Consider the following 15,428-nt stretch of genomic DNA (forward strand, 5'->3'; position numbering starts at 1 on the left):
CCGGCCGCCGTCGTGCATGCGCGGCCGTCACAACTGGAGCATCACCACATGAAGACCAATGCCGAAACAAACCACGACGCGGAGGCCGCTCAGGCATCCACCACGCTAACGACGCCCCGCGAGGTGCGGGCAAGATACGAGGCCGCAGCGCGGGCGCTGAGCGAGGCGCTCGGCCGCAAGAGGGCGATTACTGACCGCGCCGCGACCATGGCCCGAGCCGGCGAAGCGGCACAGGCTGAGGCAGACGCCGCGCGGTCACAGTGGCGTGAGCTGCTGCGCGAGACCAGCGGCTTGCTGACGCGTGATATCCACAAGCTGCGCGCCGCTGAGCGCTCGGCACTGACGCTGGTGGAAGAGTACGCGGCCATGCAGCAGGAGATCCAGGGGCAACTGAGCGGCATGGAACTTGAGGTGGCTGAGCTGGCCGATGAGGGCGTTAATTTGCGCGATCGCGTGTTGAATGCCGCGGCGTCTGAAGCATTTGACGCCGTGATCGACAAGGCGGGCGATGCGATAGCGACAGCGTATGTGCTGCACCGCCGCGCGACGTTGGAGCCGCTCCAGGTACGGATGCGTCCGAGTGATGAGCAAGTGTTGGGCGAGTTCCTTCATCGGCTTGGCAAGAAGATGCAGGAGCGTACGGGCGTGGTAGCTGGTGCGGTGGACAAGATCGTGAGTGCTCCGGAGCTGGAACTTGTTGGTGTAGATATGATCCTTGCGGGCAGTCCGGCGCGGCGTGCGCTACTGCGTCGCGCGACCGAAGACGCTCAATCCCGTGGACTCGGTACCCCGAGCTAAATAGTATGGATTTGGTCTCCACCTCTGCCCATGAGGGGAGCCAACGGTAGGTTGCCAAGCTTGGGGCCGTGGTTGCTCTGCCAATTTCCACCGGCGCAAGTTTGGCGGCCGGCCGTCTTTTGCCCCTGGCTCAAACGTTGGGCGGTAGCTCTCGCGCAGCGAAGTCGCTAGGTTGCAGGACTGCAATGGTCGCAAGCGCCGGCGCGATGCGGCCACCAGCGGTTTTCACGGAGGCTGACGACTGTTTACAACGTCTGGCTTAACCTAATTGCAAGCGCAAGCAGACAGCAACTCTCTTTGCCACAGAGATTCTGAATTAATCGCTCCGAGCCATGAGGCGAGCTAATTTGCGCTAGCTGATCGCCACTGCATAACGCTTGCTGTATCGAGGCCCGTATTGGTTGCAGCACTTCTTATTCTTCTTGAGAGAACCGCAGGGGCATGGCTCATTGCGAGTAAAACGACGAGGCAAATCGGGCTGCGTCTGCTTTTTGCGTGTCATTTGAGTCGGCACGTCCGACAGGATTCTCTCAGATTTCATCAGTTCATGGGCCTCGGCGATGTGTTCCGCGTCAAGCGGATCGCTGTACCTTGCGTAGATCATGGTTTCGGAGCGCGTTCCCGTAGCATCCTGAGTCTGCGCACCGAGGATGATGAACTCGCTTGCATCAACGAACTTGAGAGGCGCAACGATTGCGTAAGCCTTCATCACCGAAAGGCGATATAAGCGGTACTCTTCATATGTTGCTTGGTGACGGATCCAAGGAACAAAGACAAAAAGATAAACTCTCCCTGGATGGCATGGTGAGTATGCCGCCCTTGAACTCCGTGCTGCGTGAGGAACACTTAAATACTTCTCGGCGAACGCGGACCCGAGTCGTGCACGCGACGCAAGATTCTCCGATGCCGCAACGCGAAGCGTTACTTCATGCATGTCCAGAGGGGTATTATTGGCCTCGCCCGTATCGGCGGTGAGGACCGCAGTGCTAAACGGATCGATGAGCTCATGCCACTCACGCGCGAGCTGCCTCATGCGTGTACGCACGCTATAGTCAGGTGAGCTTTCATAAGCGCGCCACTCTCCCTCTGGGATCCTGACCCAGTTGGCAGGATGAAGGTCCTGACGAGCGAAGGGTAAGCGCCCATAACCGTCTGGCATGGCCTCCTGAAGGTAGAATGCCAGAAGATCCTCTTCACCATCGTACATTTGCAGCTGTCCCCTGCGGATAGCTGCTTCCTTCTCTGTAAGGTAGTGAACGAAGTCGCCGATAGTGCCCAATTCCGTTAGAACGCGGTCGAGGCTATCTTCGTCCAGAATATGGATGTAAGGCCTCTTGGGGTTTAAGTCTCCGACCACGAAGGGTCGCTTCCCCTCTACTACGTCGGGCAAACCGAAAGCGTGAATCAATGTGCCGCTGCTCCCTGGTCCACCGATCCTGCGGAAGTAGTCGTGGGCTGGCAACGTGCTATTGGATGCCACAGCCACCAGATGAATTCGCGTACGATCTGATAGGGCTGGCAACGGAAATGGCACTTGGCATCGAGCATCCAGGTAGATAGTTGGAGTTGGTCCGCGTAGATGCTTCGCAGCTCCCCAGAGCTGCGTGGCGGAAGCAAGGATAGCTTCGCGATACCAGCGGCTCCACGCGATCTGTATATCGGGATGCGACGGCCACGCAATGTCTTTGTCAGAGAAGAGAATGATGTCGTCGCCAAAGATCACAGTCAGATCGGCCAGCTCCTTGCTGACCCCCTTCTTTCCTCGGCGCGTCAGCCCAGGATACGACCACAGCGCGAAGAAGTGGTCAGACGCCAGCTTGGCTAAATGGCGCTCTCGGGCGGTCGTGCCCTCGTTCTTGATAATTGGTTCGAGCACACGCATTCTCCTCGTCTATCGATTGCCGCGGTGAGGTCGGTATGCAGCGTCAGCGACAAGTATGTGGGAGTATGCGCGCTGATGGACCTAATATGATGTAAGCGTGCCCTCCGTTAAAGTAGCGCGTCAAACATCTAGGTGGTCCACACAGCTGGACTGACAACTCGCGCAACCGCTCGCGGGCGATAGCTTGGCCATCTTCCTATTGCACCATGCTTGCTAAGAGTGGCGGTCTTAGCACGGCAAGCTATAGTGCTGAAATGAGCAACCATGAAATATAGGAAAAGCATGAGGCCTAGCCGCGACGATTTTGCGCCTGCACATTCCAATCGATCCATTGACTAAGGGGGGCGAGTCTTGAGTACTCTTCTCGTTTCGCCTGCGAAGTCACCGCCTCCGGAGCGAGTGCTCTCGCTTGGTTATGGTTTGCCCGTCGTGCCTGAGAGGCTGATGCTCGCGCACGCGCGAGGACGCGTTCTATTCATCGCCGGTGCCGGCGTATCTAAGCCCGCAGGGTTGCCTGACTTTCGCAAGCTCGTGCTCGATGTCTACGCGAAGCTAGACGCGGGCGTGCATGCCGTCGTGACGGGCAGCAAAGATGACGAACCCGGCGATTTTAGCGGCTTGACCAGCCAGCAAATAGCTGAAGTCAAAAGATTTAAGCGGCGGGACTACGACGTCGTACTGGGCATGCTAGAGCGCAGGATCGACGACAAACCCAGCGGCACGAGTCGGGTAAGAGCGACGGTCGCAGAAGTCCTTCGTGCGGCAGGGCCGAAGCCTGCACCGATCCACAAAGCGCTCATGCGACTGGCCGACCGCGGCGGCGCTTCCGCTATTGTCACCACGAACTTCGACCTCCTGCTACAGGCCGGTGCTAGCGGAAAGGAAAAACTGCAAACCTATTCTCTTGGTGGAATTCCCCGACCGGGGCGAAGTAGTGAGTTTGCGGGCATTTTCCATATCCATGGCGCCCTGGATCGCAATTCCAAAAGAGCCTCCGATCTTGTGTTCACCGACCAGGACTTTGGCGAGTTCTATATGCGCAGGCGCACCGTGCCAGAGTTCATCTACGATGCAGCGCGGCTGTTCCATCTGGTGCTCATCGGCTACAGCGCCGACGACCCTCCCATGCGTTATTTGTTGAATGCCATTGCTGCCGACGGAGTACGCTTCGACGATCTCAAGGAACGCTTCACGTTTGTCGGCGTCGAAACGCCCGACCCGGTTCTTGTCGAGGACTGGAAGGGCCGTGGGATCACGCCAATCGTCTATGACAGCAAGGATCACCACCAGTCGCTTCTGAATCTACTGGAGCGTTGGGCTGAGCTCTCTGCTGTGAACGGAAGGCCGGGGAAAGCTGAGGCCGAGGTCAAGCGAATCGTTAAGAGGCCAAGGAATGCCGCAGACGAATCCGATCGGGATCTGTTCGACCACCTGGTTCGCCGCGGAAACACCAGCGAACGCGTAAGGCTCTCCAGTCTTGCCTCTAAAGCGGGGGCAGACACCGGTTGGCTTGATTCCATCGTAGAGATTGCTTCGGAGCGGGACAGTGAGGCGTCAGCATGAAGCCCCAATGGCTCCCGTTCAACGACAGGGATCGCGATGCGGTCCGAGTGTTAATGGCGTTTTTGCATGGACGGTTGTCGGAAAAGGCCATCGTCGAATGGGCGCTAAGGTCGAAACCACACGAGATCGTCAAGCGTGTCGCAGTTTTGCAATCTCTAGAATTCCTGGATGCTAAGCAGCTCAAGGAGCCTTGGCGATCGGCGTGGAGCCTGATCGAGGAGAGCTGGGATCAGGAACTGCCGCAGTCATCCGGAATCGATGCCTACCGTGTACAGCGGCGCATCTCTGCCGGCGAGCGCTCCGGCTCACTGATCTCCGCCATCATCGCTGTAGTGCAACCGAGGGTTCACGTCAGTTTACGGACTGAACGGTCTAAAACGGTGACTTCCAAGCGCCCACGCCGTGTCGAGGATCTCTTTTACGCCTCACTCAGCAGCCAGGAGCTGGCTGATCTCGACATCTATCGACTCGAAAACATTCAGGAGGTCGACTTCCTTGTCACACTTGGCATTGCCCTAGAAGGAGCAGTGAATCACGGCATCGCCATCGGGCGCAGGTTGGGATGGGAGGGTGACCACAAGTTCTGGCGGCTTGGACAGTTGTACTACGCTGGTTATCAGGTTCGAAGCGAAGACGGATACAACTGGGACGTGGACAAGTTTCACGATGGAATCGCGCCGTCGGTCAAACTACTCGACGCTGTTGTGAAAAGGATAAGTGCACTCGATCCGGGACAGGCGCGGGCGTTCGTACACCGCTGGAAGCATATGTCGACTCCCATCCATTTGCGGCTCTGGGCCTCACTTTCGCAGATCACCGAATTCACGTCGGCCGACGAATTGACCGAAGTCCTACCCGACTTGAAGGACCGACCGTTCTGGGATATTCATGCCTTTCCAGAGATCGCCGAGCTGCGCGCGCTTCGCTTCAACGATGTTGCAGAGAAGGCACAGAATAGTATGGTGGCCCGCATCAAGCGGGGGCCACCCCTATCGTTCTGGCCGTTAAAGGCGGATCGCGGCCGGGTCAAAGATGCCCGGCGGTATTGGGTGGCTCGTGAGTTACGTCGCATAGAGGTGGCCGGCAGTCGGCTTCCGGCATCAGTCTCAACTTGGTTGGCCGGACATCTGGACGAATTCCAGGATCTGAGGAACATGAACTCGATCCAGTTCGGATTTCTAACCTCCGGGACCACACGATGGGTCAAACCCGAGCCGGACGATCGCTTCAACGACCTAGTCGGCGAAGCCCTATTGCGCGCCCTGGAGGGGACGCTAGCCTCTGCCAGTAGCAGTTGGAATGACGACTCTGCCGAGCGCGCTTCGGATTGGATTCGGAGTGGTGATAACGTCGGGCTGATTCTGTCAGAACTCGAGACCGCACCCGATGGGGGTGCCGATTTCCCCAACATATGGGATCGTTTTGCCTGGTCTCACAATGCACCGAGTCCGGAAAACGAAGGGACTCAGGAACACCGGCACACTGTCGATCGAGTTTTGGCCCTGCTGGAGCTATTGCCGACCAGGACGGTCGAGCCGGCGATCCAAGGAATTACGCATTGGATCTCGGCTTGGGAGCGTATCGTCACGCAGTCGCCCAAACTGTTGGCCGTGTGGACCAAGCTCTGGCCCATCGCGGTAGCGGTCACGAACGAGACGACCGACGAGACGGATAAGATGGATCTGAGCCAGATCGTGGGATCCAGCCCCGACGAAGAAACATCGGACTTGGACACCCTCAACACGGCGACGGGCCGGCTGGTGGGAGTCTTCCTTGCATCCTGCCCTGCCATCCGTGGCGATGAGAATCCGTTCGAAACGAACGAACCGCTGCGCGTCATGCGTGATTCGATTGTTGCGGCGGACGGTAAGTCAGGCTTAATTGGGCGGCACCGACTGATAGAAGCGCTTCCATACTTCCTGGAGGCCGACGAGGAATGGTCCAAGCGGAATCTAGTAGCGCCACTGACGGAGAACGAGGCGCAATCCCTGGCCCTTTGGCGCGCCATCGCGCGCCGCAGGCAGTTCACCAAGGTGTTGGAGGTGATCGGCCACCACTTTGCGGACAGGGCTACCGACCGCCGATTGGGGCGCGAGACTCGGGGCTCACTGCTGTCCAGCCTCGTGCTTGAATCTCTGCACGCTTTCCGCGAAGGAAGGGATCCAGTGATTGCGAACGCGATAGTTCAGCAAACGCTGCGGACCGCAGATGACGAAGTGCGGGCCAATGCCGCACAAACGGTGCAGCGTTTCCTGAGCTGGATGTCCACAGATTCGGCGGCTCAGTCACGGCAGTCCGCGCACGAAGTATTTCGCCTCGCCATTGCTCCTTTTCTTAAAGAAGTCTGGCCGCCGGAGCGCTCGTTAGCCACGCGCGGTGTTAGCGCGGCATTCGCAGACTTGCCTGCCGCCGCAGGCCAAGCGTTCGGCGAGGCGGTCAACGCGATCGAGCGTTTTCTTGTGCCGTTCGACTGCTGGTCAATGTCCGACTTCGGGCTGAGGGGCGAGGTTGACGGCGCCGCCCGATTGGCATCCATCAGTACGCCGGACATGGCAGCTGCGTTCCTACGCCTGCTGGATATGTGCATCGGTACGGCTGAAGGCTCAGTCGTCCCTATGGACTTGGCCGAAGCGCTGGATCAGATCCGATCTGCCGCCGGCAGGCTCGTACAAGATCCGGCGTTCCGGCGATTGGAGACCTTAGCGCGTCGTTAATAGGCCGAGTCACGATGGCCGCCAAGCCTGAATTCCGTTCACCGCGTTACATGTGTCACACCCTGTTACCCGTTTACCTATCAGCGGATTTTCTCTTAAGTCATTGATGTATTGGATATGCGTGAGAATTGTTACGCGAGTTACCAGTGTTACTAGCGAAATAGGTAAGCCAGGACGTAGTTTACTGATAGGGGATACTGCGCCGTCGCCTCGAAAGCCCGACGGGGCAGGCTGTCCAAGTCATGCATTGCCTGTTGGGCAAGTGGGCGCGTGTTACCTACTGGGTAATGCAGCATGCCAATCCGTAGCGATCCCGAAACACTCCTAGTTGGAGAGGTGCTTCTATCGGGCTGCATTGGACATGGCTTTAATACAGCACAGTCAAAAGCTATGTCCAAAGCTGGCATCAGGCCTACGCAGAGGTGTCTGGTGCGGTGCTTGGCGCAGGGATCCGCAGGTAGAGCAAAGGCCTCTATGGCGCGATCTTGGCCTTGTCCCGTTTGCGGTGGCGCCATGTGCAGGCATGCGGAAAAAGCTGCCCATGAAGTGCGCAGGCGTGGCGGGGCGACGATTGCGCGCGCAGGGGGCAGCCACCGGCGCACCTTCATGCCAGGCTGTCAGCGGGCATGGTCGGACCCTGCCAGAGCGGCCTGCGGGGCTCTCGTGCTTCAAGTTCCTGTCCGATGGCGGTAGCTCTGGCGGTAACCGTCGGGGTGATGGGTCAAAGAGGCTTTACCTGCCAACGGTTTCCATTGCTTATGAGGTAGATGGTGGGCCCACCAGTTAAATCAATGATTTGCTGACGCGTGTTCTTGTAAGCACAAGTTGGCCGTATTAGACAACTTATGATGTCAATGCAGGCATAAATTGTCCGGTGCAAGCCACTGGGTAATCCCCCCGCTTTTAGCGTTCGCCAAAAGTGGAGCTACGCGGCCATCGCCAATTTCATTGCTGGGGTGATACCGCCGAGCGCCATGTTGGGGCGCTCATGGTTGTACGTCCATAGCCAGCGCGTGGCCTTGTCCTGAACCTGCTCGATGGTGTCGAACAACGTTGTGGCCAGCCAAGCGTAGCGGACAGTGCGGTTGTAACGTTCGACGTAGGCATTTTGCTGCGGCTTGCCCGGCTGGATATGCTCGATGCGGATGCCGCGCTGCTGTGCCCAAGCTAGCAGCGCGCCGCTGATGTACTCCGGGCCGTTGTCGCAGCGAATGACGCACGGCTTGCCGCGCCACTCGATGATCTGCTCCAACGAGCGGGTCACCCGGGCCGATGGCAGCGACAGGTCGACCTCGATGCCCAGACCCTCGCGATTGAAGTCGTCGAGCACGTTAAATAACCGGAAGCCGCGACCATCGGCCAACTGGTCGTGCATGAAGTCCATCGACCAGACCTGGTTGCTCGTCTCCGGTACCGACAACGGCTCTGGCCGCTCACGTACCAGCCGTTTCTTCGGCTTGATCCGCAGGTTCAACTCCAGATCCCGGTAGATGCGGTACACCCGCTTGTGGTTCCAGCCGAAGCCCTTCACGTTGCGCAGGTGCAGAAAGCATAGGCCGAACCCCCAATCACGATAGGTCGTGGTCAACCGGACAAGCCAATCGGCAATCTGGACGTTCTCCTCGCTGGCCTTGGCTTGATAGCGGTAGCAGGTCTGGCTGACCTCAAACGCCTGGCAGGCGTGCCGGATGCTCATCGCCTTGTTCGCCACCGCCCATCGGGCCATCTCCCGGCGTTGAGATGGCCTCACCATTTTTTTGCCATCGCCTCACGAAGTACTTCGGCAGTCATTTGCGATTCGGCGTACATCTTCTTCAGGCGCCGGTTCTCGTCCTGCAGCTCCTTGAGCTGGGACATCAGCGACGCATCCATGCCGCCGAACTTGCTGCGCCACTTATAAAACGTTGCCGAGCTGATGCCGTGTTCTCGGCACAACTCCGGCACTGACGTGCCGGCCTCGGCCTGCTTGAGGACGGCGATGATCTGGCTGTCGGTGAAACGGGATGTCTTCATGGAACCTCCTCAGAAAAGGGTACGAGAAAATTCCACTTCTGGCGTCAGCTAACCTGTGGGGGATTACCTATCTTCTAATGAACCATGGGTGATGGCGTCTGCATCACTACGCAATCGTCAGCACGATCTTCCCACGGGACCGCCCAGCCTCGGACAGCGCCAGCGCCTGCCCTGCCTCAGCGAGAGGGAACACCGCTTCAACGTGCGGCGTAACCTCTGCCCGCTCTGCCAACGCAGTAATTTCTTTGAGGCTGGCGGCGTTTGGCAGAGTGAACGATCGCTTCACGGTCACACCAAAGCGCTCCGCTTCATCCTGAGGGAAGGCAACAATGGTCACCATGGATCCGCCCTTCCTCAGAACTTTGAACGCTCGCTGGAAGGTGTCGCCACCCATCGTATCGAAAACCATATCCACATCGCGGACGGCCTCTTCGAACGGCTGCCGCGTGTAGTCGATGAATTCGTCGGCGCCTAGGCCTCGAACAAATGCCTCGTTGCGCCCTGACGCCACTGCGGTGACGTGCGCCCCATGCGCTTTGGCTAACTGAATTGCGAGAGATCCCACGCCGCCGGAACTGTTCGTGATCAGAAGTCGCTGCCCAGCCTGGAGCCCGCCTTCATTGAACATCGCCTGCCAGGCAGTGGTGCCCGCCAAGGGCAGGGCGGCTGCATGGACAATGTCGAGATTCCCTGGTGTGCGGGCAAGTTGGCTTGCCTGGGCGATGGCGTAGTGCGAGAAGCCGCCGGATGAAACCATGCCATACACCGATTCGCCTTCCCGGAAATGCTCGACGCCCGGACCTAGTGCCTCGACCTTGCCAACCACCTCGCTTCCAAGTCGAATCGGCAGCGTCATGCCCATACGTTGCCCAGCTCCGCCGCGGATCTTCCAGTCGATAGGATTCACGCCGGCGGCGTCCACTTTTATCAGGATTTCGCCTGCTTCGGGCACGGGCCGGGCTACCTCGGCGAACTCGACCTGATCGTTGGACCCGTACGCCCGGATAAGCACGCTCTTCATGTTCACCTTCATCTCTGCAATCCCGTCTGCTTGGCCATCAATGTCTGCAAAGCATAGTGATAAACTTCTTCGATGTGACGCCAACTCACATCGCACAAAGGCCAGAGGCTTGACAGGCTCTTTCACGATCCACAGGGCATTTAAGCCGAAAGGCTCAAGTCTGCCGCACCATGTCCATGACGAAGGGCAACTCACCTTCGCGGCGTCGGGAACGGTGCAGGTGCACACAGACGAAGGCGTATGGCTCGTCCCACCCCAGCTCGTCGCGTGGGTACCGGCGGGGGTTGCCCATCGCTTGGATATCCTCACCGATGCTGAGCTTTGGATCATGCTTTGGCGAAAGGATGCGATCCGAGACTGGGCACCACCTTCGTTCCCGGCGCGGGCGTTTGTCTCACAGGTGACGCCGTTGCTGCGCGCCCTCCTTGACGAGGCCGTGTCAGTCGACCTTGGAGCGGAGAAGGCCGAGCTGATGGTGCGGCTAGCGCTGCATGAGCTGACCGTGTTGCAGGATGCACCTACCTTTCTGCCAATGCCGAAGAGCACATTGGGCAAACGGTTGGCTGACCTTGCTTTGGCAGACTATCGCAATGCGCTGGACGTGTCCGGATTGGCATCCCGCGCCGCTACCTCGGTCCGGTCCGCCAGCAGACTGTTTCCGCTGGAGACAGGATTGACGCTGAAGGCTTGGCGACAGCGGGCGCGGATCGTGTGGGCCATGGAGCAACTGTCGCGAGGCAAGACCATCCCTGCTGTTGCAACGCAGGCAGGATTCGCCAGTACCGCTGCCTTCTCTGCCGCTTTCAGGCAGGTAACGGCAACGACACCATCTGCCTTTAAGAGTGGAGGGAGCTCGAACGCTGACGAAGTGCGTGGCTGAAGACTGTCTTTCCAAGTACGCGCACCAAGGAGTGTTGGTCACTCGGTTTACAGCAAGTTCTGCTAACTCAATGCGATGTTGATGATGTCCGCTTCCGTTGTTGGCCGATTCCCACCCGTGACCAGCCCCGTGACTTCTTAAGCGCCTCTACTGCGTCCAATTCGCTTGGGGCAGGGTCCAATCCGATTAGCTGAGCGGTCAAACTCCTTGGCTTCGTGTAACTCTTTCGCTGTCACGCCGAGCGTTACGCCGGTTACACGCCTGTTACGTAGTGCGCGACCGTTGGATCGATTCAAGTAATTGAATTTAAACATTTATAACGGGTCGTAACACACGTTGCGCGCGTTACGCGGGAAAGACGATCTCGTCAAAAGATCGGAGCATTGCATAAATAGGGACATGTCCGTAAACGGCGAGAAATAGAGGGCTCAAGATGCCAGGCATGGCGCCTAAATGGCAGGAAATAGTCATTACACGAAATGAGTTTCAATCCTCCTAACCATAGCCATCTTCAAACACCATCATGCTTAGGCGTTTCCCTCGTTGGACGCCATTGGACGCCTCCAGCCCCCCCTTTCCTGGCATGTTTCTGGCTCGCCCGGCTTCCTGCGCTAAGCCGAAGCCGGCGTCGCAATCAAGGAGCTGTGCCGGCGGCATGGCTTCAGCGAGGCCTCCTATTATCTGTGGCGCAGCAAATTCGGCGGGATGAGCGTGCCCGATGCCAAACGGCTCAAGGATCTTGAGGCCGAGAACGCGCGACTCAAGAAGTTGCTGGCCGAGCAGCTATTCGAGAACGACCTGATCAAGGATGCGCTGCGAAAAAAGTGGTGAGCGCACCGGCGCGTCGTGCGCTGGTGCGCGAGTGGATTGGCTGTGGTGCCAGCGAGCGCCGCACCTTGGCAGCGATCGGCATGAGCGCCAGTGCGCTGCGCTACTGCCCGCGCGAAGATCGCAATGGCGAACTGCGAGAGTGCATTCTTACGCTGGCGCATCGCCATCGTCGCTATGGCGTGGGGATGATCTATCTCAAAAATTGCGACAGGAAAGACGCATCGTGAACTCCAATCGTGTGGAGCGGTTGTACCGCGAGCAGCAGCTGCAAGTGCGCCGCCGCAAGCGCAAAAAGATGTCGGTGGGCGAGCGCCAACCATTGTTGCGACCATCGCAGGCCAACCAGATGTGGTCGATGGACTTCGTGTTCGACCGCACTGCCGAAGGCCAAGTGCTCAAGTGTCTGGTGATCGTGGACGACGCAACGCACGAAGCGTCACTATCGATGTGGAGCGCGCGATCTCGGGACATGGCGTTGCGCGCGTGCTGGATCGGCTCGCGCACAGTCGCGGTTTGCCGCAAGCGATCCGCACCGACAACGGCAAGGAATTTTGCGGCGGGGCGATGGTCGCCTGGGCGCATGCCCATGGTGTGCAACTACGGCTTATCCGGCCGGGCAAACCGAACAAGAACGCCTACGTCGAATCCTTCAACGGCCGGCTGCGCGACGAATGCCTCAACGAGCATTGGTTCCAAACGTTGCTGCACGCGCGGACCGAGATCGAACGCTGGCGACGCGAATTACGACGCGTCAGGCAAGTGGATCACGCCTCTTCGCAAGGATCTTGGTACGGCGTAACAGAGGCCCGGAAATACCGAGCCTCCTAACGTCACAACATTAGAATTCTTGCCAGTCCATGGCACCATCCGGTGAAGCAGCAACCTGATTCTGAACTTTATTTTTCGTCTTCATAGGCGCAATAGAAGGCACCGACCTGGGGCCAGTTGGGTTCTTATTGGATACAACTGCCAGCTTCCGAACACTTGACGAAATCGCAATGGTATCAATTTTAAAAACCGACACCGCTTCGCTGAGTTGGTTAGCCTGTTCTTCCATAGAGCGGGCAGCAGCAGTCGCCTCTTCTACCAGGGCAGCGTTTTGCTGTGTGGCCTCATCCATGTGCGTGACAGTTTGATTGATCAGCTCAATACCTGCTGATTGCTCCTGGGATGCCGTAGATATTTCACCCATGATATTGGTGACGCGCTGCACACTAGCAACAATCTCACCCATCGTTTCACCAGCGGCATTCACGAGCCGCGAGCCATCAGCCACGCGTAGGACAGAATCGTCGATGAGGTCTTTGATCTCCTTCGCGGCACTGGTAGCTCGCTGAGCAAGGGTTCGCACTTCACTGGCAACGACAGCAAAACCTCGGCCCTGCTCCCCCGCCCGCGCAGCTTCAACTGCGGCGTTCAGCGCCAGAATATTGGTCTGGAATGCGATTCCATCGATTACCGAGTTGATGTCGCCAATCCTGCGCGAGGCGGCCTCAATGCCCACCATCGTCTCGACCACCTTGGCTACAGTTTGTCTCCCCTCGGACGCAACTGCCGCCGCGCCGATCGACAACTGATTTGCCTGGTTAGCATGTTCGGCATTCTGACGCACGGTAGCTGTCAGCTCTTCCATGGAAGCGGCTGTTTCTTCCAAATTGGCGGCCTGTTGTTCGGTTCGCTGGGAGAGGTCCTGATTGCCTGCTGCAATTTCGCCTGCGGCAGAGTTGATCGTGGTCACCGATTGTTGGATGCGGCCCACAATAGTTGCGAGTTGACGTGCAGTTGCATTTGCGTCATCACGCATCTTCGCGAAGACGCCGTTGAATTCACCATCTATTCGTGCCGTGAGATCGCCCTGTGCAACCGCCCCAAGAAGTCCGGACAGCTTACCTAGGTTTGTATCGCTGATATGCATCATGGAGTTCAGGTCATCGACCATGACCTGGAAGTCATGCTGGAATCGGTCCCTGTCGCCACGTTCAGCAAAATTGCCATTGGCCGCAGATTGAGCCAATCGTTTAATTTCCGTATTGATCGCAAGCAAACTTGCTTTGGCTGCATCCATGGATTCATGCAGGAATGCTCGCGAAGCAGGCAAGCGGCGCGCGTCTCGGCGAAGATCTCCTCGTGCGTATTCTTCAAGCACCGATACAGAATCGACGATGGCATCGAGGTGCTCGAACATCATTGTATTGATTCCTTGTGCCAGCTCTCCATAGATGCCAGGGAAAGATTCAGGCATGCGGTGGCTGATATCTTCGCCCGCATGCTTGTGAATCATTAGCGTTGTTTGATGAGAGTATCGTTGTAGCATCGCCACCATTTCGTCAGAGGCCCGCAGCATTTGGCCGATCTCATCGTGAGTTGTGTCATTGCTCTTTACGCTCAGATCGCCTCGCGCGACCGCGCTAACCGAAACAAGTGCCTGGGATAACGGCTTCGTCAGACTCTGCGTGATGATCCAGGCAGCCAGGCCGCCTAATAGCAGACTCAAGGTGCCAAATACCCAGATCATTGTGTTGCTGCTTTGGTTGGCGCGATTTGCCTGTGCAGCTGATGCGGCAATCGCTTTTTTTTGCTCCGCGACGCTCTCGGAAATTGCTTGGTTCCATGCCTGCATCGCAGGTCTGGCTTTTTCTAAAGTGATGGCGACTGCACCATCGTAATCACCAGCTGCCAGTCGCTCGCCAATCTGACGATTGATTGGCATTGCTATTGCGCGCATTTCCTCGATACGCGTGCGCCGAGCGCGGGCGGCTGCGTCCGGAGCTGGGAATTTTTCATTGTAGTCCTTCCACGTCAGTTCGTAGCGCTCAACTAGCCCCTTTATGCGGGTTTGGTAGTCTCCAAACTTTTCGGGATCGCGGAGCAGAGTCATCTCGCGACGCGCCACAATCATGTCGTTATTGATATCCAATAGCGTTGTGAGTGCCACCATCTTGGCCAAACTTACATCTACAACTTTGTTGAGCTCTTTGTTCTGCGTCCTGTTACCTTGCAGTGCAACGACGCTAATCAATGTGATGAGGGCAAGGAGCAAGCCAAAACCTGTCGCTAGTCGCGCTCCGATTCGGAGGCGGCGTGTAAAGTTCATTAAAAAAATCCCAATGCAGGTAGGGGAGGCGGTCGATCCTGGCCTAGGCCAAGGACAAGTCAGGTTCACGTTTCTGTCGTCGCATCATGCGTCGGCAGTATTAGGGAAGCGGCCTGCGTGTCATTATCTTTAGTGCATACTTGGGAGTTCAGAAATGCGTGGTTACGCTGATAGGCGTTAAGCTGAAAGGTTGGTATTTCACTGGGTTGAAGGCGTCGAGCAGGTCAACCAGACGGTTACGCACACGAATGAGACGACTCAGCGAAATTCCGCGCTGGCGGAAGAAACTACGGCAGCTGCACGCTCGTTCCACCAAGCTAGATGCGTAATTCCATATTGCTGAAGGACGTTCCAATGGAAGCAAAATGTCAGCAGTACCAACGCCGCGTTTTGTGAACAGCACGTCTACCGTCGGCGGTAAGTGGGGGGGTCCTAAGTTCATTGATCCTGAATAGTGTCCCAGGGGCTGTCAGGATCTGCGACAGTCAGTCCTATCAGGAAAGTTGCAAGCGATGGACGACCTTATGAAGGGTGGCGGGCGGGAGAACGCGCGCTTTGTACTGGCCTGCTTGCCTGTTCAGGTGTCGACTCCCCACAATTCAATGCCAGCTAAAACTAGAGGTCTGCGGTTG

8 protein-coding genes and 2 pseudogenes are annotated in these 15,428 nt (G+C 57.6%); 6 read left to right on the forward strand and 4 right to left on the reverse strand.

Going from position 1 to position 15,428, the window contains the following annotated elements:
• Nucleotides 1-48: 48 nt before the first annotated feature.
• On the forward strand, nt 49-798 hold the full coding sequence (locus XaplCFBP3123_RS19330) for a hypothetical protein (RefSeq protein WP_253254255.1): 750 nt from the start codon (nt 49-51) through the stop codon (nt 796-798).
• A gap of 352 nt (nt 799-1,150) precedes the next feature.
• Here XaplCFBP3123_RS19330 and XaplCFBP3123_RS19335 read toward each other — a convergent pair whose 3' ends face one another.
• Complete coding sequence (locus XaplCFBP3123_RS19335) at nt 1,151-2,674, reverse strand: YecA family protein (RefSeq protein WP_146091398.1); 1,524 nt, start codon at nt 2,672-2,674, stop codon at nt 1,151-1,153.
• Between the two features lie 357 nt (nt 2,675-3,031).
• Here XaplCFBP3123_RS19335 and XaplCFBP3123_RS19340 point away from each other — a divergent pair, with 357 nt between their 5' ends.
• Nucleotides 3,032-4,243, forward strand: coding sequence for an SIR2 family protein (locus XaplCFBP3123_RS19340; protein WP_216361749.1), 1,212 nt, complete (start codon nt 3,032-3,034; stop codon nt 4,241-4,243).
• Complete coding sequence (locus tag XaplCFBP3123_RS19345; RefSeq protein ID WP_104535497.1) at nt 4,240-6,957, forward strand: hypothetical protein; 2,718 nt, start codon at nt 4,240-4,242, stop codon at nt 6,955-6,957. The genes XaplCFBP3123_RS19340 and XaplCFBP3123_RS19345 overlap by 4 nt, the downstream gene beginning before the upstream one ends.
• A gap of 925 nt (nt 6,958-7,882) precedes the next feature.
• Here XaplCFBP3123_RS19345 and XaplCFBP3123_RS19350 read toward each other — a convergent pair.
• Both XaplCFBP3123_RS19350 and XaplCFBP3123_RS19355 read right to left on the reverse strand, forming a co-directional pair.
• Nucleotides 7,883-8,970, reverse strand: a protein-coding gene (locus XaplCFBP3123_RS19350; RefSeq protein WP_253254256.1) for an IS3 family transposase whose coding sequence is annotated in 2 segments (ribosomal slippage) — nt 7,883-8,718 and nt 8,718-8,970 — 1,089 coding nt in all. Because the reading frame shifts where the segments join, the coding sequence is not laid out codon by codon here.
• Nucleotides 8,971-9,076: 106 nt separating this feature from the next.
• The gene (locus XaplCFBP3123_RS19355) at nt 9,077-10,003 is read right to left on the reverse strand and encodes an NADP-dependent oxidoreductase (protein ID WP_216361750.1); all 927 of its coding nucleotides are present in this window, start codon (nt 10,001-10,003) and stop codon (nt 9,077-9,079) included.
• Here XaplCFBP3123_RS19355 and XaplCFBP3123_RS19360 point away from each other — a divergent pair.
• Nucleotides 9,990-10,871 carry an AraC family transcriptional regulator gene (locus XaplCFBP3123_RS19360; RefSeq protein WP_216361751.1) on the forward strand — a complete coding sequence of 294 codons (882 nt, stop codon included), beginning with the start codon at nt 9,990-9,992 and terminating at the stop codon, nt 10,869-10,871. The genes XaplCFBP3123_RS19355 and XaplCFBP3123_RS19360 overlap by 14 nt on opposite strands.
• A 615-nt stretch (nt 10,872-11,486) precedes the next feature.
• A pseudogene (locus XaplCFBP3123_RS19365) lies at nt 11,487-12,458 on the forward strand (IS3 family transposase); the annotation flags it as partial.
• Between the two features lie 82 nt (nt 12,459-12,540).
• On the opposite strand, the gene XaplCFBP3123_RS19370 reads toward XaplCFBP3123_RS19365, so the two are convergent.
• Complete coding sequence (locus XaplCFBP3123_RS19370; RefSeq protein WP_104535499.1) at nt 12,541-14,796, reverse strand: methyl-accepting chemotaxis protein; 2,256 nt, start codon at nt 14,794-14,796, stop codon at nt 12,541-12,543.
• Nucleotides 14,797-15,007: 211 nt separating this feature from the next.
• On the opposite strand from XaplCFBP3123_RS19370, the pseudogene XaplCFBP3123_RS21930 reads away from it, so the two are divergent.
• Nucleotides 15,008-15,112 (forward strand): annotated as a pseudogene (locus tag XaplCFBP3123_RS21930) (methyl-accepting chemotaxis protein); the annotation flags it as partial.
• Between the last annotated feature and the right edge of the window lie 316 nt (nt 15,113-15,428).

Origin of the sequence: Xanthomonas arboricola pv. populi (assembly GCF_002939945.1) — a bacterium.
In the GTDB taxonomy this organism is placed as follows: Bacteria; Pseudomonadota; Gammaproteobacteria; order Xanthomonadales; family Xanthomonadaceae; genus Xanthomonas; species Xanthomonas arboricola_A.

Bases quoted from the DNA above. Each gene is read 5' to 3' on its own strand.
- XaplCFBP3123_RS19360 (WP_216361751.1), top strand. From the start codon at position 9,990: ATGTTCACCTTCATCTCTGCAATCCCGTCTGCTTGGCCATCAATGTCT.
- XaplCFBP3123_RS19345 (WP_104535497.1), top strand. From the start codon at position 4,240: ATGAAGCCCCAATGGCTCCCGTTCAACGACAGGGATCGCGATGCGGTC.
- XaplCFBP3123_RS19330 (WP_253254255.1), top strand. From the start codon at position 49: ATGAAGACCAATGCCGAAACAAACCACGACGCGGAGGCCGCTCAGGCA.
- XaplCFBP3123_RS19355 (WP_216361750.1), bottom strand. From the start codon at position 10,003: ATGAAGGTGAACATGAAGAGCGTGCTTATCCGGGCGTACGGGTCCAAC.
- XaplCFBP3123_RS19370 (WP_104535499.1), bottom strand. From the start codon at position 14,796: ATGAACTTTACACGCCGCCTCCGAATCGGAGCGCGACTAGCGACAGGT.